Source organism: Elusimicrobiaceae bacterium (assembly GCA_017528825.1).
In the GTDB taxonomy this organism is placed as follows: Bacteria; Elusimicrobiota; Elusimicrobia; order Elusimicrobiales; family Elusimicrobiaceae; genus Avelusimicrobium.
Genome location: JAFXOI010000020.1, coordinates 1 through 20,124 on the forward strand (window position 1 = coordinate 1; position 20,124 = coordinate 20,124).

General features: G+C 36.8%; 22 protein-coding genes and 2 tRNA genes. 18 read left to right on the forward strand and 6 right to left on the reverse strand.

The genetic code is table 11. From position 1 onward, the window contains the following. Positions 1-112 precede the first annotated feature (112 nt). Entirely contained in the window at positions 113-358 is a 246-nt protein-coding gene (locus tag IKN49_04295) for a hypothetical protein (GenBank protein ID MBR3632260.1), read from the reverse strand. A gap of 272 nt (positions 359-630) precedes the next feature. Between IKN49_04295 and IKN49_04300 the strand changes: the two genes are divergently transcribed. The 3 genes from IKN49_04300 to IKN49_04310 are packed head-to-tail and all read left to right on the forward strand — an operon-like array spanning position 631 to position 3,004. After that, positions 631-1,011 (forward strand): helix-turn-helix transcriptional regulator, encoded by a 381-nt coding sequence (locus IKN49_04300; GenBank protein MBR3632261.1) that lies wholly within the window; start codon positions 631-633, stop codon positions 1,009-1,011. Next, the gene (locus IKN49_04305; protein MBR3632262.1) at positions 1,008-1,829 is read left to right on the forward strand and encodes a sulfite exporter TauE/SafE family protein; all 822 of its coding nucleotides are present in this window, start codon (positions 1,008-1,010) and stop codon (positions 1,827-1,829) included. Before IKN49_04300 ends, IKN49_04305 begins: the two co-directional genes overlap by 4 nt. A gap of 2 nt (positions 1,830-1,831) precedes the next feature. After that, a complete protein-coding gene (locus IKN49_04310) occupies positions 1,832-3,004 on the forward strand; it encodes a site-specific integrase (protein MBR3632263.1) in 1,173 nt (390 codons plus the stop codon). A gap of 145 nt (positions 3,005-3,149) precedes the next feature. On the opposite strand, the gene IKN49_04315 is transcribed toward IKN49_04310, so the two are convergent. The 4 genes from IKN49_04315 to IKN49_04330 all read right to left on the reverse strand — a co-directional run bounded on the left by IKN49_04315 (position 3,150) and on the right by IKN49_04330 (position 6,028). Further along, positions 3,150-3,236: transfer RNA gene (locus IKN49_04315), tRNA-Ser, on the reverse strand. Positions 3,237-3,323: 87 nt separating this feature from the next. Next, entirely contained in the window at positions 3,324-4,532 is a 1,209-nt protein-coding gene (locus tag IKN49_04320) for an ATP-binding protein (protein MBR3632264.1), read from the reverse strand. A gap of 262 nt (positions 4,533-4,794) precedes the next feature. After that, positions 4,795-5,790: a tyrosine-type recombinase/integrase gene (locus tag IKN49_04325; GenBank protein ID MBR3632265.1), complete on the reverse strand. Its 996-nt coding sequence runs from the start codon at positions 5,788-5,790 to the stop codon at positions 4,795-4,797. Next, positions 5,780-6,028: a hypothetical protein gene (locus IKN49_04330; protein MBR3632266.1), complete on the reverse strand. Its 249-nt coding sequence runs from the start codon at positions 6,026-6,028 to the stop codon at positions 5,780-5,782. The genes IKN49_04325 and IKN49_04330 overlap by 11 nt, the downstream gene beginning before the upstream one ends. Before the next feature lie 362 nt (positions 6,029-6,390). On the opposite strand from IKN49_04330, the gene IKN49_04335 reads away from it, so the two are divergent. The 7 genes from IKN49_04335 (at position 6,391) to IKN49_04365 (ending at position 14,133) form a co-directional block, all read left to right on the forward strand. Then, entirely contained in the window at positions 6,391-7,623 is a 1,233-nt protein-coding gene (locus tag IKN49_04335) for a helix-turn-helix domain-containing protein (protein MBR3632267.1), read from the forward strand. Between the two features lie 810 nt (positions 7,624-8,433). Then, positions 8,434-9,108: an HAD hydrolase-like protein gene (locus IKN49_04340; protein ID MBR3632268.1), complete on the forward strand. Its 675-nt coding sequence runs from the start codon at positions 8,434-8,436 to the stop codon at positions 9,106-9,108. Positions 9,109-9,119: 11 nt separating this feature from the next. After that, on the forward strand, positions 9,120-9,857 hold the full coding sequence (locus IKN49_04345; protein MBR3632269.1) for an NTP transferase domain-containing protein: 738 nt from the start codon (positions 9,120-9,122) through the stop codon (positions 9,855-9,857). Next, positions 9,841-11,523 (forward strand): hypothetical protein, encoded by a 1,683-nt coding sequence (locus tag IKN49_04350; GenBank protein ID MBR3632270.1) that lies wholly within the window; start codon positions 9,841-9,843, stop codon positions 11,521-11,523. Before IKN49_04345 ends, IKN49_04350 begins: the two co-directional genes overlap by 17 nt. After that, entirely contained in the window at positions 11,492-11,869 is a 378-nt protein-coding gene (locus IKN49_04355; GenBank protein ID MBR3632271.1) for an HAD hydrolase family protein, read from the forward strand. The genes IKN49_04350 and IKN49_04355 overlap by 32 nt, the downstream gene beginning before the upstream one ends. 6 nt (positions 11,870-11,875) lie before the next feature. Further along, positions 11,876-13,033 (forward strand): hypothetical protein, encoded by a 1,158-nt coding sequence (locus tag IKN49_04360; GenBank protein ID MBR3632272.1) that lies wholly within the window; start codon positions 11,876-11,878, stop codon positions 13,031-13,033. After that, positions 13,033-14,133, forward strand: a complete 1,101-nt coding sequence (locus tag IKN49_04365; protein ID MBR3632273.1) for a hypothetical protein — start codon at positions 13,033-13,035, stop codon at positions 14,131-14,133. Before IKN49_04360 ends, IKN49_04365 begins: the two co-directional genes overlap by 1 nt. A 499-nt stretch (positions 14,134-14,632) precedes the next feature. On the opposite strand, the gene IKN49_04370 is transcribed toward IKN49_04365, so the two are convergent. After that, positions 14,633-14,719 (reverse strand) — tRNA-Ser (locus IKN49_04370). A 93-nt stretch (positions 14,720-14,812) separates the two neighbouring features. Between IKN49_04370 and IKN49_04375 the strand changes: the two genes are divergently transcribed. Genes IKN49_04375 through def form a run of 8 tightly spaced genes read left to right on the forward strand, consistent with a single transcriptional unit; the run spans position 14,813 to position 20,043 of the window. Next, the gene (locus IKN49_04375) at positions 14,813-15,454 is read left to right on the forward strand and encodes a TatD family nuclease-associated radical SAM protein (GenBank protein ID MBR3632274.1); all 642 of its coding nucleotides are present in this window, start codon (positions 14,813-14,815) and stop codon (positions 15,452-15,454) included. Continuing rightward, entirely contained in the window at positions 15,444-15,899 is a 456-nt protein-coding gene (locus tag IKN49_04380) for a glycogen-binding domain-containing protein (protein MBR3632275.1), read from the forward strand. The genes IKN49_04375 and IKN49_04380 overlap by 11 nt, the downstream gene beginning before the upstream one ends. Beyond that, positions 15,878-16,381, forward strand: a complete 504-nt coding sequence (gene tsaE, locus IKN49_04385) for a tRNA (adenosine(37)-N6)-threonylcarbamoyltransferase complex ATPase subunit type 1 TsaE (protein MBR3632276.1) — start codon at positions 15,878-15,880, stop codon at positions 16,379-16,381. Before IKN49_04380 ends, tsaE begins: the two co-directional genes overlap by 22 nt. Then, on the forward strand, positions 16,354-17,043 hold the full coding sequence (tsaB, locus tag IKN49_04390; GenBank protein ID MBR3632277.1) for a tRNA (adenosine(37)-N6)-threonylcarbamoyltransferase complex dimerization subunit type 1 TsaB: 690 nt from the start codon (positions 16,354-16,356) through the stop codon (positions 17,041-17,043). Before tsaE ends, tsaB begins: the two co-directional genes overlap by 28 nt. Next, complete coding sequence (rimI, locus tag IKN49_04395) at positions 17,040-17,471, forward strand: ribosomal protein S18-alanine N-acetyltransferase (GenBank protein MBR3632278.1); 432 nt, start codon at positions 17,040-17,042, stop codon at positions 17,469-17,471. Before tsaB ends, rimI begins: the two co-directional genes overlap by 4 nt. Continuing rightward, positions 17,453-19,021, forward strand: coding sequence for a tetratricopeptide repeat protein (locus IKN49_04400; protein ID MBR3632279.1), 1,569 nt, complete (start codon positions 17,453-17,455; stop codon positions 19,019-19,021). Before rimI ends, IKN49_04400 begins: the two co-directional genes overlap by 19 nt. 10 nt (positions 19,022-19,031) lie before the next feature. Then, entirely contained in the window at positions 19,032-19,496 is a 465-nt protein-coding gene (locus IKN49_04405) for a PTS sugar transporter subunit IIA (protein MBR3632280.1), read from the forward strand. A gap of 25 nt (positions 19,497-19,521) precedes the next feature. Next, positions 19,522-20,043, forward strand: a complete 522-nt coding sequence (def, locus tag IKN49_04410) for a peptide deformylase (protein ID MBR3632281.1) — start codon at positions 19,522-19,524, stop codon at positions 20,041-20,043. The last annotated feature ends 81 nt before the right edge of the window (positions 20,044-20,124 follow it).

The following is a 20,124-nucleotide window of genomic DNA, read 5'->3' on the forward strand; positions in this document are numbered from 1 at the left end:
AATATGTGGCGGCCATCCGGCAATGACTAATTTGCACACAATAGTTTCTTTATGTGCATATACTCTTTTATGGTTGTGGTTTCCCTCTATCATAATTCACTTCCTTTTTTGTTTAGTATTCGGCCCGGCGGTTATACATTTGCTCTACATCCTCTAATAAGTAAATAGAGCATCCTTTTATGTAGCGGTCCAACGGGCGTAGGCCTTTGCGTTTATAGGTGGTGGCCAATGTTTCTAGGGAGCATTGAAATAACCGCGCTACGGCCTGGCGTTTCAAAAACATATTGCCCGCCAGGTCTTTGATAATTTCCTTGCGGTCAAACATTTTTATATCCAGTTTCTTATATATCGGTTTCATAACCCACCTACAAATCTTTGCGCCTGCCCCCATTTTGTTGGGGGAATATGCTAAAATAAAAACGTACGGTCCCTCTGGTAAAGTTCCGTACGTTTTTGGTACACAAACGGGGCTTCATTCCGTTTGTTGCAAATTGTTTAACTGCGATTTTTTGAAGCCGTCTAGTGTGTACCAAAAACTCCGACTTATGTACGGAGGTGTTACAAATCACATTTATAATTTACAAATTTAATTTGTAAATGTCAAGTGTTTTTTGTAAAAACAATAATTCTATGACGAAAAAAGAAAAGGAAAAAATACTCAAAAAGATAAAGGTAGCAATGGCAGAAAGTGGTATTTCTCAAACGCAACTAGCGCAAAAATTGGGGATTACTCAAGCCGCTGTTAGTGCCTGGTTCAAGGGAAAAGGTACACCTAACATAGATACTATTTCCCGTGTGGCCGACACGCTCAAAAAACCTATCAATTATTTTTTTGATAATTCTACTGACGTGCGCGGCAATGGCAATGTCGTCGGCAAAAATATCAATGTAGCCATCGACGAAGCATTGCGCAAAGACGTCGCCCTACTAACAGCCAAAGTAGCTGCTTTAGAAAGCAAATTAGAAATGCTGTCAATGAAGTACGACCTATTAAAGAAAAATCATAAATGAAGAAATTTCTACTTGCAGAAATTGTTATCGCGGCCATTTACGCAGGGGTCTTTTTACCGTGCGGTAACTGGCTAGAATACGTAGGAAATGTGATCGGCACTATGCTTTTGCCGCTTGGCATTGGCTATCTAATAGCCGTATGTCATACGCGCAAGTCGCCCCGCATCCATAAAGTCGCCTTTGTTGTTTTTTGCGTCATTATGTCTATCGTTAGTTTTCAACTTATCTATGAGCGAAATTTACGCCAAGAGCAAGCACAAACATCCAATACAGAAACGACTACAGCCCCTACCGATAAGGCAGATAGTCCTGTAGAAAAAGACAAACAAGACGACCAAAACGAAGAAGCACAGACCCGCGCTATCGTCGCCAAAGCCGTACAAATGGTACAAGAGAGTTTAGCCGTCAAGCAGGATAATACAAACAAGAAAAGTAAATTCTTTACTGATATATCATTTAAGACAAAAATAAAAATAGAAAAATGTTTGGAAGAAAATATATATTCCAGTGAATGTTTGGATGCTTGCTCGGGTTTAGATAGAAATAGTGCAGCGTGTATAGAATATGATAAGAAATTTTGGGCGCGGGAATATGAAATACATAAGGATTATTACGACAATTTGGAAAAATGGAGAAGTGAAGAAATAGCCCGTGAAAAATTTTATACAGTTTTAATTTGGTTAGGCGGTTGTTTGTTTTTTATCTTTATCCTTTATATATTATTCCGTCTTGTCAAAAACAAAATTTCTTTGCGCATTAAACGCCGCGCAGGCAAACACACATTAGACGATGTTTTTGCCGCCGAAAAAAAGGATTAGTTATGTCTGCAAAAAGAATATCTTGTGTAGGGCGCATTGGCCGGAATGGCAAGCGCTATCGCAAGCAAATAAACGGTCGTGTTTATGACAAATGGATAGCTGGTAATGCGGACCAGCGGGAGCGTGCGTACAAAGAATGGGTGGCCGAATTAGAAAAGAAACACGCGCGTAGTGCAGTAGATAACTCTATCACTTTTTTAGATTTTAGAGAAAAATTTGTTACTTATATCCGAACCCTTAAAGATAAAAATACAGGAGAGTTACGGTATAGTCCGCGCACGGTGGAAGAATACCGCTACCACCTAGCGGAGTTTGAACGTGTAATGAAGATACGCTATGCCGGAAATGTAGATTATGCAATGTTGGCAGAGTTTAGGCGTAAATCTCGTGATGCGGCCGATAAGGCAAAGCAAAATTATTATGGTGTAAATAAGAAAATGGGTAGTGTTACACGTGCCCTAAAGTGGGGAATGGCCGAGGGCCTTATAAATGTTTTTAACACAGCCCCGTTGGAAACAAAACTTGACACGGGTAAAGTTATTGTAAAAACGCTTACTAACTCGGCAGTATCTCTTTTAGTCAAATATAGTTCTGCAAAATGGAGCACAGCTGTCAAAATAGGATATTATGCTGGGTTGCGCCCCGAAGAAATGCTTAATCTGTTGGTATCAAAAATTGATTTCAAAACAGGTATTACAAAAATATGGGAGCACGCGGCCGATCAACGCCGTGGTATTGTGGCTTGGGCTCCCAAAAGAGATAAGCGCCGTTTAGTACTCTTGCCGCCCGATGTGCTAAAAGATATTAAACAACTGCACCCGAAAGAATATGTACTAACTAACAAACACGGCGAGCGGTACGATTTGGATAACTTTGGCAAGGCGTGGAACAAAAATCTTAAACACGTCAACCGTTGCATTTTGCGTAACGAGCCGGACACACCACCTATTCGTTGCACATATAAAATCCTGCGCAAATCAAACATCACGGCTCTTATGGATATGGGGCTAGAAGAACAAGATGCTTCTTTAAGTTTAGGGCACGCAAACAAAAAAACTAGCGAGAAACATTACATCAATGCAGATACTTTATTGCGCCAGCAAGAACACGCGCAGTTAGTGCAGATCCAAAAAATTAAGAAATATATTTTGTCTTTGCCCAAAACGATACGATAACTGTACCCAGTTTTTGTACCCAGTTTGAAACCTTGTTTTTCCCTGTTTTAGTTTGGTAATGTTTGGTAATGTTTGGCGCGTTTTCCGACGATAAAACACAAAAAGAAAACCCCTTACGATATAAAAAGGGGTTTTCGTCAAAGCACGGAAGGGGAGGGATTCGAACCCTCGATACAGTTTCCCGTATATCAGTTTTCAAGACTGACGCCTTAAACCACTCGGCCACCCTTCCATACGACGATAAGTTATATCTTATTGTAGCAAACTATGAGTGAAGTGTCCAAAAAGTGTCCATTTTTTCCAAAAATGCCACTTTATCCTATCTGGTTTTGTTTGTTTTAGTACCCAGTAAAAAATCAGACAAGTGGATAATTTGTACCCCGTTCACATTTCCTACAGCCAAATTGTCTAATGTAACCACATATTTAGGGTAATTATCTTTAATGGCAAGCAAATTATCCGTTTCACGGGTAGAATTTGGCGGCAGATTAACACAGACCTGCACATATATTTTTTCATCTTGTTTTTGGGCGATAAAATCAATTTCTTTATTTTGATTTTTACCAATAAACACATCATAACCCCTACGGCGAAGTTCTAGGTAGACTATATTTTCAATAACGGCAGGTAACATCGTGGCATTGTAACCCATCAACCCATATTTTAAGGATACATCCCCCAAATAATACTTTTCTTGGGTTTTTAGGATGGATTTGCCTATTACGTCATAGCGTTGGCATTTATGAATAATGAAGGCCTGCTCCAACCATTTTAGGTAGTTATAAATGCTCTCTACCGATATGGTCCGATGTTCGCTGCGTAAGAATTTAGCAATAGAATTAGCAGAGAATGTTTTACCCATATTATCCAAAATGAATTTTACCACAAGGTCAAATAAATCCTGTTTGTTGATACGGTGTCTGCGGATAATATCATTTGTAACAATAGCTTTATAAATATCTTGTACGATTTGATAAGCAGACTGCGTATCTAGTTTATTAGCGGCAATAAGGGGGAAACCGCCCATTTTGATGTAGTTTTCAAGTAGTTGTTGGGCAGTTAGTTCAGAAGGGCGCATAAAAGCAAGGTATTCTTCAAAAGATAATGTATAGACAGGAATAGACACATAACGGCCTGATAAATAGGTGGCTATTTCACTAGACATTAGTTTAGAGTTAGACCCGGTGACGTAAATATCTATGTTGCCTTGCTCCATTAACTGATTTACTACCTTCTCCCACCCATCAATTTCCTGCAGTTCATCTAAAAATAGGTAATATTTATCATTGTTAGTAATATCTTTCTTTACATCAGCCAACATTTCATTAGCAGTTAGGCCGCTTAATTCTACATTGGTATAGTTGCGGACAATAATCTGTTCCTTCTTGATACCACGCTTGAGAAGTTCATTTTGTATCATTTGAAAGATAGTGGATTTGCCGCTTCGACGTATTCCTGTCAGTATTTTAATAATGGGGACATCTATAAATTTGCTTATTTTTTCAATATAATCGGGTCTGTTTATCATAAATAGTACCTCTCAATGTATTTATAGTATATAGAAAAACTTGTAAAAAGTCAATAGTTTTTACAGTATAACATTAAAAACTATATAAATTTACATAGTTTTTATATATTTTTAGTAATAAATTAATGAAATCATATAAAACTTTAACGGTAGTTTAAACTTTTATTAAAAACGTAAGAAGTTTAAAAAGTAGTTAAAACTATTTGCTAACCTACACATAGTTTGATAGTTTTATGTGTAGATTAGCATAAGAGGTTCTATTCTATTGCAGTTGTGGAATTAAATCATCTACTACTTCAATTGATTTGCGTAAATAAGTAGGACTTAAATGCGCGTAGCGTTGGGTCAATTTTAAGTCGCTATGGCCCAATATACGCTGTAAGTCCGTAACACTTCCGCCGTTCATCATAAAATGGCTTGCAAATGTATGGCGGCACGAGTGAAAACAAATGCCTGTGATACCCGCCTGTTTGAGGGCGTGGTTAAAGTCAAATTCTATCTGTTTTGTGGATAGATTAAATACTTTTCCGCTCTTTTGTGGATTTAAACTAAGCAGAATCTGTTTCAGCGTTGGCGCAATGGGTACTTCTCGTTTATAACCAGATTTTGATTCATAAATGTGGATGATGTTGTTTTCCAAATCAACATCTTCCCAATCTACACGCAGAATTTCTCCTCGCCGCATACCTGTATAGATAGCAAAAGCAAATAGGGCTTTAGAACGTTCAGCTATACACAACAACATATCTTTGATTTGTGCTTTACTCAAGAAATTGTTTCGTGGTGGGTTCTCCTTCTGTTTCGCTACACCAATACAAGGATTTTCACCTTTATATATTTTCAACATAATTACTTTATTAATAATTGCATTAAGTGTAGTAAGATGTCTATTGGCAGTCGGAGCACTTGTTTGAGCTGACTTCTCATTATAGAACCGTTGCACATCTTCTGTGGTGATTTGAGAAAGGAGTTTGTCTCCGAAGTGCTTTTTTAATAGATTGATCGTACTTTTCAATTTGGGGCCACTTTTCTTATGGGATAAATGGATATCCCAGTATTTATCGGCCACTTGTGCAAAGCTCAATTCTTGCTTTTTCAAATCGGGAAAAAATGTGCCTTCGGCGATATCGCTTTTAATTTTAGCCAATATATTCTTTGCCAGCGTTTTTCCGCCGACAATGGTTTGACGGTGGCGCCTGTGCTGAGCATCGCGGTAATCAATGGTTACTGTTCCGTTTCCATTATCTTTAATTGACATAAGTTACCTCCAACAAGCTTGCATTTTGTAAGAGGTCTTTTAAGTTATAACTTTGCTTCTTACACATTTCAATAGTTTTATCCACTTCTAATCGGTCATAGCGCACTGAGCTTCCTACTTTAACACACCATTTAGCGGGGATTTTACCTATGCATTGCCAGGTACGAATGGTTCCTTCTGTACTGCCGATGTAATCGGCTAATTCTTTACTGTTTATCAAACGAGTTTCTTGTGTCATAATCGTATCCATTTATTAAATTTATATAGTTCTAACCGAAACCATATATAAATATAAATGAATTCTTCTTAAGGTCCTTTATTTTGCCTAATATTTAATTTGCATCTCCATGGTAGCATCTTTTTGTCTGTTTTTCACGGTTTCGAGTGCTGTTCTTCATGGTTTTGGAAGAAAAATAGTGATCTTCCTCTATATATGATACTAAGAAACTTTTCAAAATCTTGATTTAGTCACTTTTACTTCAATCATTTAAATCATAAAGAATGCTTTTTGATATACACCAATGAATTTTGATCTTTTCATTTAAATCTTTATAGGAACAATGAAAATTGCTCCTAAATGAAAATAACAGGAGAAAAAATATGGATAGACAACGACTATATATCCCATTGAAAAAAATTGAAGTGAAGGAAAGATATCCTTTGGAATTTAAACCTTGGAAGAAAGAATTTTCGAATGAATATTTTCCTGAAGTATCCGTAAAAAATGATACCCATTATGGGCTTGAGTTATTAATTCAATATTCTCATTCTAAAATTTTATATGGAAATAATCTATTGGAAGCTTCTCCAGGGCTATTGAGAGAATGTACTGAACAGTTATGTGAAAAACTTGAAAAAATGGGCATAAAAGCGCCGTTTGAAGTTTTATGGGAGCATAGTACGATGAGTGCTTTGGAAATAGGAAAGAATATAAATTTGGATTCTTTACCTGCTTGGGTAGTAGTGGATTATTTGAAAAAGTTTCCAGCTCCGTGTGGCTATATGGACCCCGCTGAAGATTATTATCATTCACAAACAAGAAACAATCAATGCCGTTTTTATAGTCGAAGTCATGAAGTGACATTCTATAATAAAACTCAAGAATTACAGGATAAACTCCAACAGAATATGGAGGGTTTCTTTTTTTGTAGGCCGAATATTTTACGTTTTGAGGTGCGGTTAAATAAATCGGCCTTAAAAACTTTATTTGGAAAAACGGCCATTAGTTTAAGTGATTTGGCAGCCAAAAAAGATTGTTATGAAGAGGTTGTTGAAAAGTACTGGAACCCTTTTGTAAAAGCAAGTAAACACAATCCTATTTATCTTTCTCCCCAGGCACAGTTGGCTCAAGTTAAATCTCATCTAAAGCCACAATCATATATAAATCTATTGGCTTTCAAAGAAATGGAATATCGTGAAGGTTTTTGCTATACAAAATGTTTTTTTGAGCGAGAGATTGGCAAACAAGAGACCCATAATATCATTGCTTGTTATAAACGATATCCTATTCTTAATATCGTAGATAATAAGTATGATATTATAGACAAATTAGATTATGCTATATCGCACCCGCGGTGGTGGCTGAAAATGGAAGATATTTTTAAACCCAATGAAAGACCGTTTGAATTTTCTCAGTGTTTAGTAGAAGATTGGTGGACTACGGCAGATTCGTCAGAATACCTCGGTATTTGCGAACGTGCTGTTCAAAATAAATGCCGCTCGGGAGAAATCCCCAGTTTCTTTGTTGGAGGAAAATATCGTCTAAAAAAAGCGGATGTAATGAACTATCAATACCAACAAAAATTAATAAAAAAGACCCCCAACACCCTATAGTACTACAATCAATCAATAATATACCCAATCCAATAACTTTAAACCTTATAAAACTATAAAAATTTAAGCCTTATTACTAAAAACTATCAAATAAAGTTAAATTAAATTTCTCAATAAGCTAATCTATCCATAGGTTGGCTTATGTTTTTATATTGTAATGCTATCAAAATCCCACCATATAACGGGTGGGATAGTGATTAGAAATACTGATTTATTACATTATTTGAGAGAATTTCTATTAGATATTGCCTCTTCAATTAAAGATTCAAGATGACTTTCTATATTAGCATCTATCCATCTTCTGATAGCATCATTACTGTCTCTTTTCTTTACTAAATTTCACATTTTTACTCCTAATCATTTGCTATTTGTATAATGTAAAAATATAATATCAATATATTATTATTTTTGGATATAAAATAAGATAAATTTTCATTTTTACATACTATTTGCTAAAATATCAATATCTTATTTGAGGAGTTTATAGTACAGCCCAAACAATGGCGTAACTTACAATTTAATCTGTTTTTGGAATCCTATAGAGAATAGGATTGCACCTTGGTGATAAACCAAAGTTCAATGAGAGTCCAAAAATAGCTGGTTTAGGCAGAACGTAGAAGGAAGTCATGAGCCTTCTATGCTCTGCCAAGTGTATCTATTAGAGCATTAATAGATACCACGGCTGTTTAGGATCTAAGGCACTCTCATTGACTTAGTACTAGGCGGCCGTTTTTTTATATCTCGTTTTTATTCTTCTCTATAGGATATAGTATTTAGTCAGTAGTTTTGATTTATACCTAGGAGGAGAATATGACTGTTAATGCTATATTATTCGATTTAGATGTATTCATAGATACAAAAAGATGTTATTATGAAGTGCTAAACACAGCCTTAACAAAGAAAGGATTTGCTCCTCTGTCTTATTCAGGATATTTAACGCAATTTAATTGTTTACCTACCGACTTAATACTTAGAATTCATATCCCAAATCAAACTCAAGAAACATATGTTGAAATCGAAAAATTAATGCAGTATTTCTATCGTTACATAGATCCGCAACTTTGTGTAGTAAATCCTTGTTTTCTCAAAACATTAAGAGCGCTCAAACGGAAGGGGTATCATTTAGCTGTATATACCCCATTGGATGAAGTTATTGCTTCCGAAATACTAAATAAAAGTAATTTGCTCTCCTTATTTGACAACTCATTTTTTAATCAGAAGGTTCAAGCAGACTATTCTCTTTCGAGCTTGTACCTCAATATATTTAAAAAAATGGGGGTTTCAGCAGACCAAGTGTTAATTTGTACGGCTCCACAAAGAAATAAATCTGTTATTGAATCACTAAAAACTCATCTGTTCTTGACTAATGGAAATAATTTTAGTGTGGAATCAATAATGCAAGTTATAGAACACGCTGATAAACACAGAAACTATTTATTTCCTCACAGTAAAAGAAAATTTCGTTTCAAAGAATATATTTCTTAGCGGAGCATAATATGAAATGCAATGTGATTATTCCTATGGCAGGAGCAGGAAGTCGATTTAGGGCATCAGGATATGCCTTGCCAAAGCCATTTATTGAGTTTGAAGGAAAAATGATGATTGAGCATGTATTAGCATCTTTTTCTGCAATTCAATCACATATTATTTTAGTGCTTCAGGAAAAATTTTTAGAAGAACAAAAAGAGCAACTTGCAAAAATACAACAGCATTACCCAATTGATTTTGTAACTGTGCCAAAATTAACAATGGGCGCCGCCATTACTGCATTGGCTGCACATAAAAAAATAGACCCTAATTTTGACTTATTATTTGCTGATTCTGATAATATATTCTCTCCTAAGGATGTTAAAGATTTTTTAATTAATGTCCGAGAAAGAGACCTAGCAGGAGCAATGCTTACTTTCTTTTCGAATAAACCTTGTTTTTCCTATGCCAAAACAAATGAGGAAGGATATTTAATTGAGACGAAAGAAAAAGAAGTTATTTCTTGCCATGCTATTGCAGGTATGTATTATTTTAAGGCATTAGAAGTATTTAAAGATGCAGTGATAGATATGATTGTAGAGGCGGATTTATCGAAGGGAGAATTTTACATGTCAAATGTGTTTAATCATTTGAAAAAATTTACTTCTCAAATTGGACTCTATGATATAGAACATTTTGATTGTGTCGGCACACCAGAGCAGTTAAATGAGTATTTAAAGAGGAATCATCATGCAAGAATTCAATAATATTGTTCTATTTGGTGGTAAGACAAAAAACGAGAATATGCCTATGGGGTTTTATTCTTCTCTGTCACTCTTACCTTTAAGAGGAAAGTCTATAATTTGGTGGCAGTTAGAAAATTTGAAAAGTTATGGAATAGATCAAGTAATTTTAGCCATCACCAAGGATAATATTAAGCTAGCAGATTATGTAAAAAATGTCTTAGCTGCTCATTTCCAAATACAGCTAGTACAAGTAGGAAGTAATAAAAATATTTTATCATCACTCAAATATGCCTTGCGTAAGGCTGATATGAATCTGCCAACTCGGGTTATTCTGGGAGATTGTTTTATTCCTGAAAGTATTAATGATGAAACAGATGTATTGTTTACATCAAATAAAATTGTTTCTTCTAAAAATTGGTGCCTTGTAGATAAGAATTCAAAGGGGTATTTAAAATTTATTGATAAGGAATTAAATATTCCGTTACAGAATAAAGAAGCTTTGGTAGGATATTTTTCATTTTCAGATACTAAGTTCTTGTTACATTGTTGTACCAAAGCCCGTATTATGCTTAAAAAAGAAATTTCTACCGCTTTGGAAATGTACCAGCAAAAGTATCCTATTACTACTAAAAAAATAGAAGATTGGTATGATTTGAGACATACTTCGGGTCTTATTAAATTAAAGAATACTTTGTTTAGTGTTCGAGATTTTAATTCTATTACGGTAGATACGTCGTTAGGCACGCTTACTAAATCCAGCACCAAAATACAAAAGCTTGAAGATGAAGCCTATTGGTTTAATCACTTACCAAATGAGCTAAAAATTTTAACTCCACGTTTTATTAGCTTTACAAAAGGAAATCATAAGGCTGAGTTAACCCAGGAATTGTATGGTTATCCATCTTTGCAAGAATTGTACTTGTCGGGAGAAGTGAATATAGAAGATTTTAGTTATATTTTGGAAAAATTATTTGCATTGCACAAAAGATTTGAGAAATATACTAGTAAAGAAAATGAATCAGCTTTACGATGGCTATATGTAGATAAGACTGCGGAAAGAATAGAGGAATTAAAACGGCAAAAAGTATATTGGCAACAATTATTCCGAGAAGATATTTTGACAATTAATGCTACCTCTTACCACGGAATTCATTATTTAAAAGAAGAAATCATCAAATATGCCACAAGAATAAGCAAAAATATACCGCAAACCATTATTCATGGAGATTACTGTTTTTCCAATATATTATTTGATTCGTCCAATTATACATTTCGGTTAATAGACCCACGTGGCAGATTGGATGCTGAAGCTACTATTTATGGGGATCCTCGCTATGATATTGCTAAATTGAGGCACAGTGTATGTGGATTGTATGATTTTATTGTGCAGGGGTTATTTAAAATTAGTGAAAAACAGAAAAACTTTGAATATAAAATTTTTGCCATGCCAGAATATGCAGTACTAGAAAATATCTTTGATAGATTGGCTGTTCAGAATGGATATAATCCCCAAGATATTAAGTTTATAGAGGGACTTTTGTTTTTGTCAATGATCCCTCTTCACAAGGACAATTTTAATAGACAGAAAATGTTTTATATACGAGCAGTAGAATTACTAAATGATGTGTTAAGTCAGGCAAAAGAGGAAATTAATTATGGAAAAAAAGACCTTAAGAATATGCATTGATTTAGATGGAACTATTTGCACAATTAAAAAGCCAAATGAGAGTTATGCAGATGTCAAAGTACAACCTGGAGCAAAAGAATTCATAGATGCTTTAAAAGCTGACGGACACACGATTATTATCAATACTGCACGCAATATGAAAACACAGGGACATAATGTAGGAAAAGTAATGAAAAATATTGGCAAAATCACCCTAGACTGGTTGGATGAACACGAAATACAATACGACGAGATTTTCTTTGGTAAACCCAACGCTGATATTACTATAGACGATAGAGTGGTACGCTTTACTGATTGGAAGAATATACAGATTGAAGATCTTGTTAAAATCGCGAAGGAGAGATAGATCATTATGAAATATGCGATTGTTACCCCGACGTATGCTCCACATTTTAAATTTGTAGATAAATATTTAAAAAGTTATAACCGTTATGTACAAGATAAAGAGCAGATAGAAATCATATTTACAATTTCTAAAGATGAGAAGGAATCTTTTTCTAAAATATTAGAAAAGTATTCAAATCTTAATATTAAAATTATTCTCTTCGAAGATTTGCTTGCTAAATATAATATTGTTTATACGCCACAAGAATTGCTGGAAAGATATAAAAAATATTCATTTCAAACATTAAAGAAATTTTATACTATGCTAGACTCAGATGCTGATTATTTCTTAGTCTTAGATTCTGAATCTATGTGGATTAGACCGACCGTAATGACAGAGTTATTTGAAAATTATTATAAACATCCTTTTTTAATATATTCATCAATAAGGAAGCGCCCTTGTGTTGATCCTTTTACTCAGAATGTTATTCAAAATGTTAATTATCTATTGAATAAAAAATGTGATAAATGGTTTTTAGAGAATTTTATATGGTTTTATGACAAAATACATTTAAAACGACTCTTTAGCGAGTTTGGGTCTCCAATTCAACTAGTAAAGAAAATATATGATTTACAGCATGAAAGTAGTATTGAAGCAGGGGTTTTTGAGATAGTATTGTATCAAACATATTTATACCACAATAGCAGTGCTTATAAATATCGTGTAATTGATGCTGACAAGCTTCTTGCAGAACATCTAAATAAAACAGAATTAGAGTTTTATAGGAAACGACATGATTTATATTTTCAAGGAAATTGCGGTCTTCTAGAGCGTATTATGAGTTTATTATCTAAATCTAATTACCAAAAATTAGCTAAACTATGTAAAAGTCAGAGTTTTAGTATTATTCGATGTGAAACACATCATCTGGAAGATTATTTATTACAAAAAGCATTTTTAGATATTCTACAACCTAATATTTTAGCGGCATCGCAAGATCACGCATTTGGGGTAAGTAACTCCTATTCGATTTTACTTAAAAAAACTAAATATTATCTGAAATTGCAGAAACATGTTAAGCGATTCGGTGAATTTCTGAATAATTTTTTTGAGCCAATTGCTATTGTATATTATGCAATTAGAGTATTGTTGTATATCCCCAAATTCTATAAACGGTACAAATAATGACTCTATATAAAGATATCTCTGTGGTGGTGCAAGGAACTGTAGATCCTACCCAGACGCCTACGTGTTTGGCCTCTGTCCGCAGATGTTTGCCTGGTTCTACCCTTATCTTGTCTACATGGCAAGGGAGTAATGTGGATGGGTTGGAATATGATGAATTGGTCCTAAGCAAAGATCCAGGAGGAATTAAGAGCAAAGATTTAGAAGAAAAGACTTTTTATAACAATACAAATCGTATGATCTTGGGTGTTCAAGAAGGGCTGAAAAAAGTACGTACCCCTTATACACTCAAACTTCGTAGCGATATTATTTTACATGATGCAGATTTTCTAAATTATTGGGATAAATTCTCTGTACGAGATTCACAATACAGCTTATTCCAACACAGAGTTCTTAATTACTATTTATTTACCCCTCAATTTGGCAATTATTATGGGAGGAAATTTCCAAGTTTATTTCATCCGTCTGATTGGATGTTTTTTGGGTTAACGGAAGATATTCAATTTTTATATTCCATACCCTTACAACCAGATCCAGAATATTCGCTGTGGTGGACTATACATCAAAAACCACCTCATCAAGTTAATTGTTGGCCCGCTAGCCAATGGCGTTATTCTCCAGAGCAATATTTATTCTATTCTGCAGTTAAAAAGCGATTTCCTACTATTTCATTTGAGCATTATCTAGATGTTACGCGTAAAAAAGAGGATTTCTCACGTCGAATGATGATAAATAATTTTGTAATTTTAGATTACAGACAATGGCATATTTCTATGTCTAAATATCAAGAAGACATGGGAAAAATTCCGTATGGCCAAACCTCTCATGCTCAATGGCAAGAAGATTATAAAAACTATTGTGATCCTTCGTTTTATGTGTCATGGCAGCAGCGACTATTTAAATATTATCACTTAATCAAACCAAAAAAAATTGAGTGGGAAAAAAGGCTAACTCGAAAATTATTTTCGCGTGTATACAAATGGTATATTTATAAAAAATATGCCAAGTATCCTATTAAATTAAAGCAAAAATTAGCTGCTTTTGAGCCATCTGATAATTATTATATATACGTAGAAGATAGGCCCCGATATATGAAGTAATTTAGAGGTTATCTTTTTTTATTTAAACACCTTTTTTACTTGTTCAATAATCTGCTTGCTACGTTTGCAGATCAAGATTTGTTTGCCGTGCAAGGTCCAGCGTGTCTTGCTCCGTGGGTAAACCTTGGCCTAGAACAGTCGTGATGTGCTGCGCATTAAACCTTTCGGAAGGGAAAAATCTTAAAACAAATAAAATAATTAAAGAAAATAAAGAAATTATAGGTTTATAAAAAATATTTTTTAGCTATGGCGTCTTCGGAAAGAACTAGAAAATATCCGATAAATTGTTAAAAAAATAAACATAAAAATAAGAAATTTTTGAGTTTTTTACCTCATTTCTTCATTTTTCTCGTCGGTAAAGGTTCTAAAATAAGGTGTCCAAAAAGTGTCCATTTTGGGTTAAAAATCATTAAATTTTGTTAAAGATGATTAAAAAAGCCTTCCGTTTAGTGAAAAGGCTTTTTATCGTTTTTTTCGTCGTGCATTAGTCAAATCAATTCGGAAAGCGAGGAACTCGGATCCTCGATACAGTTTCCCGTATATCAGTTTTCAAGACTGACGCCTTAAACCGCTCGGCCACCCTTCCTCTTCTCTTATTTTATGAAATTTTGAAAGACCTGTCTGCACTTTCTATTTTTGCATGTTCCTAAACTGCTATAATTTATAAAGAGGCTTGTATATGGCAGAAAGGACTATTGTCTATCGTTTCAAAGAAGGTTTGTATATTAATTTAACAAACCGGTGCCCGAATTTGTGTGTTTTCTGTATTAAAACAAAATGGCATATGCAATTTGATGGGCATAATTTGGATTTGGCCGGTCAAGAACCTACCGCGCAGGAAGTATTAATCGCTTTGGAAAAAGAGATAACGAAGGCCCCGGTCAAGGAAGTAGTTTTTTGCGGGTATGGGGAATGTACCATGCGTTTAGACACCTTGGTGGAAATCGGGCGTAGCTTGAAACAAGCCCAACAACAAGGTAAATACCCGGCTTTTCCCATTCGCTTAAACACCAACGGACTGGGCAATTTAATCAATAAGCGTAACATTGTACCGGAGTTGAAACAAGCGGTAGACATCATTTGTGTCAGCCTCAATGCGGAAAATGAAACCTTGTGGCGCCAACTGGTTCGTCCGGCACCCGGATATGAAAACGGTTTCCCGGCAGTATTGGATTTTATACATTTATGTTCCCAAGCCGGTTTTACACGGGTAACGGCCAGCTGTGTGGAAAACACGGGGGCCAATCCGCAAGCCGTACAGGCGTTAGCCTGCCAATATGGGGCCCAGTTTAATGAAAGGGAGTTTTTGGATGAACAATAAAAAACCCGGAACTCTATTTGCTTTTTTGTTGTTGATATTGTGTGGCGTACTCACGTGGTTTTTTGTCGTGGCGGAGGATTTTTACGATTATACAGCCGGTTCTGTAGAGAGTGCCGCCTCTTCGGTGCCACTCGATAAAGACGATTTAACCAAACTAACCACCCCCACGCAGGAAAAGTTAAATACAGAAATCAAATTCCGCAATTTTTTTATTACTGTCCCCGGGGCTAAAAAGGTAGAGTTGCAAGCTGATTTTAACGGATGGGGAAAAGTGCCGCTTGTCTTAAAATCCTATGCGCGAGGCTATTTTGAAATTTCACTGGCTTTGGCGAGCGGTGAATATAAATATGTCTTTGTGGTGGACGGAAAAGATGTTTTAGACCCCAGTAATTTAGACCGCGTAGAAGAAAACGGGCGGATGGTATGCATCAAAACAGTCAAGTAAAAAATTCATGGGTTCTTAGCTCTTCCTCTCCTGCTCAAACACAAGCCTTAGCACAACGTTTCGCGGCTTTATTGCAGGGCGGGGAGATTATCTTTTTGCGGGGGCCCATCGGGGCAGGAAAAACCATTTTTGTAAAGGGAATTGCCCAAGCATTGGGTTTGAAAAGTTCCCCTACTAGCGCCAGTTTCAGCCTGATGAAACGATACCAAAATCGCCAATATACCTTGTTCCATATTGACCTTTTTCGCTTGACGGAAGGAGAGGTGTTTAATTTGGGATTTGAAGAGATGTTGGAGGATGAAAAAGCCATTATTCTGGCGGAGTGGCCGGACCCGCTGGCACACATGATGCCGGCAGATCGTTTGGAAATGACTTTTACGTTAACCGGTGGGGATAGTCGTCAAATTACCTTGCAAGCACACGGAACGGTTTCTCAGAATTTAGCGGAGCATATATGCAAAACAAACAACCTGTCATTTTAGCAATGGATAGCTCTAATCCTCTGTTATTGTTAGGAATAAAAAAAGGGGAGAAAATCTATAAATCCCAGCGACGCGGAATTAAGCAGGAACAATTTTTCCTGCCTGCCTTACAAAAATTGTTGGCTAAGGCAGATGCTTCTTTACCGGATATTAAACATATCTTTTTTGTACGCGGTCCGGGCCGGTTTACGGGAATTCGTATCTCGCTTACTTTTGCTTCCATGATGCAGGCTCTGAATGGGGCACGGGTATCCAGTGCTACTATTTTTGAAATTTTACAGACCCAAGTACATCATTCGCAGGCCTTTATTCGTTGGCAGCAGGACCATCCGCAAGGGATATTAGCCGTTGTGTTACACGCTTTTCGGGAAGAGTATTTTTTGCAACTTTTTAATTCGGAAAATGCTACCCCCATGTGGCTATCCAAAGAAGAATTATTAAATCAGTTGGCTAAACAAACGGCCCCCTTATATGTGGCGGGTATGGACAAGGAAGGACAATCCTTACAAACTTTGTTAGGAGATAAATACCGTTTGGCTCCCCTAGTAGATAGTCATATTCGCGTGCAAACTCTGCTTGAAATGGCCGCTAATCCTGTGTATGAGAAAAACGCATTAGAGCCGTTGTACTTAAAACCGGCGCGTTTTGAGTTGGGACAGTGAATATACGTTTAGCCGTCAGAACCGATGCTCCTGCTTTGGCTGTCTTGGAACAGCGACAACCGCGTGCAGCTGGTTGGGGAGAACATGGTTTTAGAACGGAATTAGAGCAACCGGCGGCGCGCATTTGGTGTGCAGAAGATGGGCAAATTATAGGATTTGTAGCCGTACGCCTGGCGGCCGGTCAATGTGAAATTTTGAACGTGGCGGTTGATCCGCAATACACGAAACAAGGCATAGGTTACGCCCTTTTGCAACGCGCATTGGCTGATTTGCAGGCGTGTGGAACGGAGCAAGTAAGTTTAGAGGCTGCCCAAGATAACACTGCGGCCAATGCCTTATACGCGAAAGCCGGATTTGCGATGTGGGGCCAACGAAAGGATTTTTACGGACAGGGGAAAGACGCTTGGATATGGGGAAAAAAATTTTAATTACATTGCTGAGTTTTGGCCTGGTAACGGTAGGTGCTTGTTTGTTGGCTAAAGAGTTGCCCGTAAGCAAGCAAGGCCGGCAGGAAGCGGCTTTGTATTTGGAAATGTTGCAAGGATTTTTGGCCGAAAATGATCAGAGACAAGAAGGTTGCTCTCATTATCAAAAAGCACTTTCTTATTCGCCGGACAATAAATATATTAAGCGACAGCTTTTGGTGTGTGCCATGGAGAAAAACGAGCTGGAGCAAGCGGCCCAATATGCTGATTTTATAAATCAGGAACCTAACGAAGCAGATGATTTCTCTGTATATGCTTTTTATCAATGGCGTCGCGGAGAGATAGCCAGTGCGCAAGAATACTACCAAAAAGCTTTACAACTGGCTCCGGATGATTCCCGTGCTTTATATCAATATGTGGTGTTGGTCAGCTCATTAGATTTAGACCGTGCGGTGGCTTTATTACAAGGGGCGAAATCTTCTTTGCCGGATCTTTCTGCCGCTTTAGATTATGAGACGGGCAATTTGTATCGTCAACATAAAAATTGGCAACAGGCTTTGAATTATTACCAGCGGGCATTGGATCAACAACCACGCTACGTAGAAGCGCGTTTGGCGCGGGCAGAAATTTTTGAAAAACTTTCCCGATATTTTTTAATGATGCATGAATTTGAAGAGTTAGAAAAAATAGGCTATCATAATGCGCAAATGTTCTCTCGTATGGGATCTTTTTACGTACTGGTAAAAGATGAAAAACGTGCCAAAAGTTATTTTTTGAAGGCGAAAGAGGAAGATTTTTCAGAGAATATAGCGGGCTACTTTTTAGCGGTATTTGCCGAGCAAGAGGGAGATTTTTTGCAGGCGGCGAAATACTTACAAGAAACGGCCGATTATCCGAAAAATGCGGCGCGATGGCTACAAGTGAGCTTTTATCAGCAACAAGTCGGAGAGGAACAACAAGCCTTAAAAACATTAGAGCAAGCCTATCAGCGTTTTCCTCAAAATGTAGAAATAGGATATTTTTACGGACTACTCTTACAAGATGAAAAGCAATATAGTCGTTCGGCCAAGGTGCTCAAGGGTGTGTTAGTTACCAATCCCGATTATGAAAATGCCCGCTTAGCCTATGCCTTTGCTTTAGATGGATGTAAAAAGTACAAACAAATGGAAGAGCAAGTCCGTTTGATTTTAGCTAAAAATCCACAACACCCGGCAGCGAATAATTTGCTAGGGTTTAGTTTGGCAGACCGAAATACGCGCTTGGAAGAGGCCGAGCAGTTGGTTACGAAAGCCGTGACGGCTGTTCCTACGGATCGGTCTTATATAGATTCATTGGCGTGGGTATATTACCGACAGCATAAATATCCACAGGCTTTACAATTATTAAATAGTTTAGATGAAGAATTTATTTTGGAAAATCCGGACGCAGCTTATCACTTAGGCGCTGTCTATGCGGCCCTGGGGGAAAACGAAAAGGCGATATTTTATTTGCAACAGGCGGCCGCTACTCAAAAACCCGCCGCTAAATTATTGCGTCAGCTCAAGAAGAAATAAGAGAAGGAATATGAACCATTTAACCAATATATCAATAGTACCTTTATTGGCAGACCGCATTGTTTTGTGTGCTGCGGGACAAACCAAAGAGAAAGTATTATCTCAACTAGTAAAATTAATTTGTCGTGCGGTACCTAGTTTAGATGCTTCTTCCCTGCAAAAGCAACTTTTGCAACGCGAGCAAACGATGTCTACTACTTTAGATACAGGACTAAGCATTCCTCATATACGTGTTGACGAGGTGGAACAAGTGACGGCCGCTTTAGCCATTTTGCCCGAAGCATTGCCCGATACAAACGGCAAACAGATTAAAGCCATGTTTTTATTTTTATCTCCAAACCGGCCGGCCTTTTTTCAACAACATCTACAATTACTGGCTCATTTAGCCGAAACTTTTACGCCGGAGTTGTTAACTCGTTTGTCTTGTCTAGTCACTACGCAGGAAGTATTAGAAGAATTGGGAAAAAAGCAATAAGTTGTATAAATGCTATAATACGAATATGAAATATAAAGTGGTAAAATACGGCGACCCTATTTTGCGCCAGAAATTAAAACCAACCGATTTTTCCGTACTGGCTCCTATCTTGCCGCAATTGCTGGCGGATATGGAAGAGACCTGCTTGGCGGTGCACGGTGTGGGGTTGGCGGCCAATCAAATTGGGTTGGATTACCGCTTGGCTTTGATTTTAATTCCCGAATCTGAGAGAAAGAACGCTCCGTTAAAACGAGTGGTAATTATTAATCCGGAGTTTGTGGAAAAACAGGGCGAAGTGGTAGAGGAAGAAGGTTGTTTATCTTTACCCGGTCTGTGGGTGGAAGTTCCGCGTGCTACAGATGTAACGATTACGTGCCTCAATGAACAAGGCCAACGCGTGAAAATCCGCGCCCGCGGTTTACTAGCTAAAGCCATTCAGCATGAAATGGATCACTTAGAAGGACATTTGTTTATTGATCATGCAGATCCTGCATTAAAACCTGCTATTAAAAAAGAACTCAAAAAGTTACGTCCTACTTGGGATTAGTTCTTCCGTTTCACGTTTTTAATTTACCAAAACAAAAACCACCTCGCGGTGGTTTTCTATTTTTGCAAAATGGTCGGGCAA

What these genes read in the sequence shown, in the direction of transcription:
- IKN49_04350 (MBR3632270.1), top strand. Translation starts at nt 9,841, where the DNA reads ATGCAAGAATTCAATAATATTGTTCTATTTGGTGGTAAGACAAAAAAC.
- IKN49_04340 (MBR3632268.1), top strand. Translation starts at nt 8,434, where the DNA reads ATGACTGTTAATGCTATATTATTCGATTTAGATGTATTCATAGATACA.
- IKN49_04355 (MBR3632271.1), top strand. Translation starts at nt 11,492, where the DNA reads ATGGAAAAAAAGACCTTAAGAATATGCATTGATTTAGATGGAACTATT.
- IKN49_04365 (MBR3632273.1), top strand. Translation starts at nt 13,033, where the DNA reads ATGACTCTATATAAAGATATCTCTGTGGTGGTGCAAGGAACTGTAGAT.
- IKN49_04320 (MBR3632264.1), bottom strand. Translation starts at nt 4,532, where the DNA reads ATGATAAACAGACCCGATTATATTGAAAAAATAAGCAAATTTATAGAT.
- def (MBR3632281.1), top strand. Translation starts at nt 19,522, where the DNA reads ATGAAATATAAAGTGGTAAAATACGGCGACCCTATTTTGCGCCAGAAA.
- IKN49_04380 (MBR3632275.1), top strand. Translation starts at nt 15,444, where the DNA reads ATGAACAATAAAAAACCCGGAACTCTATTTGCTTTTTTGTTGTTGATA.
- IKN49_04295 (MBR3632260.1), bottom strand. Translation starts at nt 358, where the DNA reads ATGAAACCGATATATAAGAAACTGGATATAAAAATGTTTGACCGCAAG.
- IKN49_04335 (MBR3632267.1), top strand. Translation starts at nt 6,391, where the DNA reads ATGGATAGACAACGACTATATATCCCATTGAAAAAAATTGAAGTGAAG.
- tsaE (MBR3632276.1), top strand. Translation starts at nt 15,878, where the DNA reads ATGCATCAAAACAGTCAAGTAAAAAATTCATGGGTTCTTAGCTCTTCC.
- IKN49_04300 (MBR3632261.1), top strand. Translation starts at nt 631, where the DNA reads ATGACGAAAAAAGAAAAGGAAAAAATACTCAAAAAGATAAAGGTAGCA.
- IKN49_04325 (MBR3632265.1), bottom strand. Translation starts at nt 5,790, where the DNA reads ATGTCAATTAAAGATAATGGAAACGGAACAGTAACCATTGATTACCGC.
- IKN49_04400 (MBR3632279.1), top strand. Translation starts at nt 17,453, where the DNA reads ATGGGGAAAAAAATTTTAATTACATTGCTGAGTTTTGGCCTGGTAACG.
- tsaB (MBR3632277.1), top strand. Translation starts at nt 16,354, where the DNA reads ATGCAAAACAAACAACCTGTCATTTTAGCAATGGATAGCTCTAATCCT.
- IKN49_04305 (MBR3632262.1), top strand. Translation starts at nt 1,008, where the DNA reads ATGAAGAAATTTCTACTTGCAGAAATTGTTATCGCGGCCATTTACGCA.
- IKN49_04405 (MBR3632280.1), top strand. Translation starts at nt 19,032, where the DNA reads ATGAACCATTTAACCAATATATCAATAGTACCTTTATTGGCAGACCGC.
- IKN49_04330 (MBR3632266.1), bottom strand. Translation starts at nt 6,028, where the DNA reads ATGACACAAGAAACTCGTTTGATAAACAGTAAAGAATTAGCCGATTAC.
- IKN49_04360 (MBR3632272.1), top strand. Translation starts at nt 11,876, where the DNA reads ATGAAATATGCGATTGTTACCCCGACGTATGCTCCACATTTTAAATTT.
- IKN49_04375 (MBR3632274.1), top strand. Translation starts at nt 14,813, where the DNA reads ATGGCAGAAAGGACTATTGTCTATCGTTTCAAAGAAGGTTTGTATATT.
- IKN49_04310 (MBR3632263.1), top strand. Translation starts at nt 1,832, where the DNA reads ATGTCTGCAAAAAGAATATCTTGTGTAGGGCGCATTGGCCGGAATGGC.
- IKN49_04345 (MBR3632269.1), top strand. Translation starts at nt 9,120, where the DNA reads ATGAAATGCAATGTGATTATTCCTATGGCAGGAGCAGGAAGTCGATTT.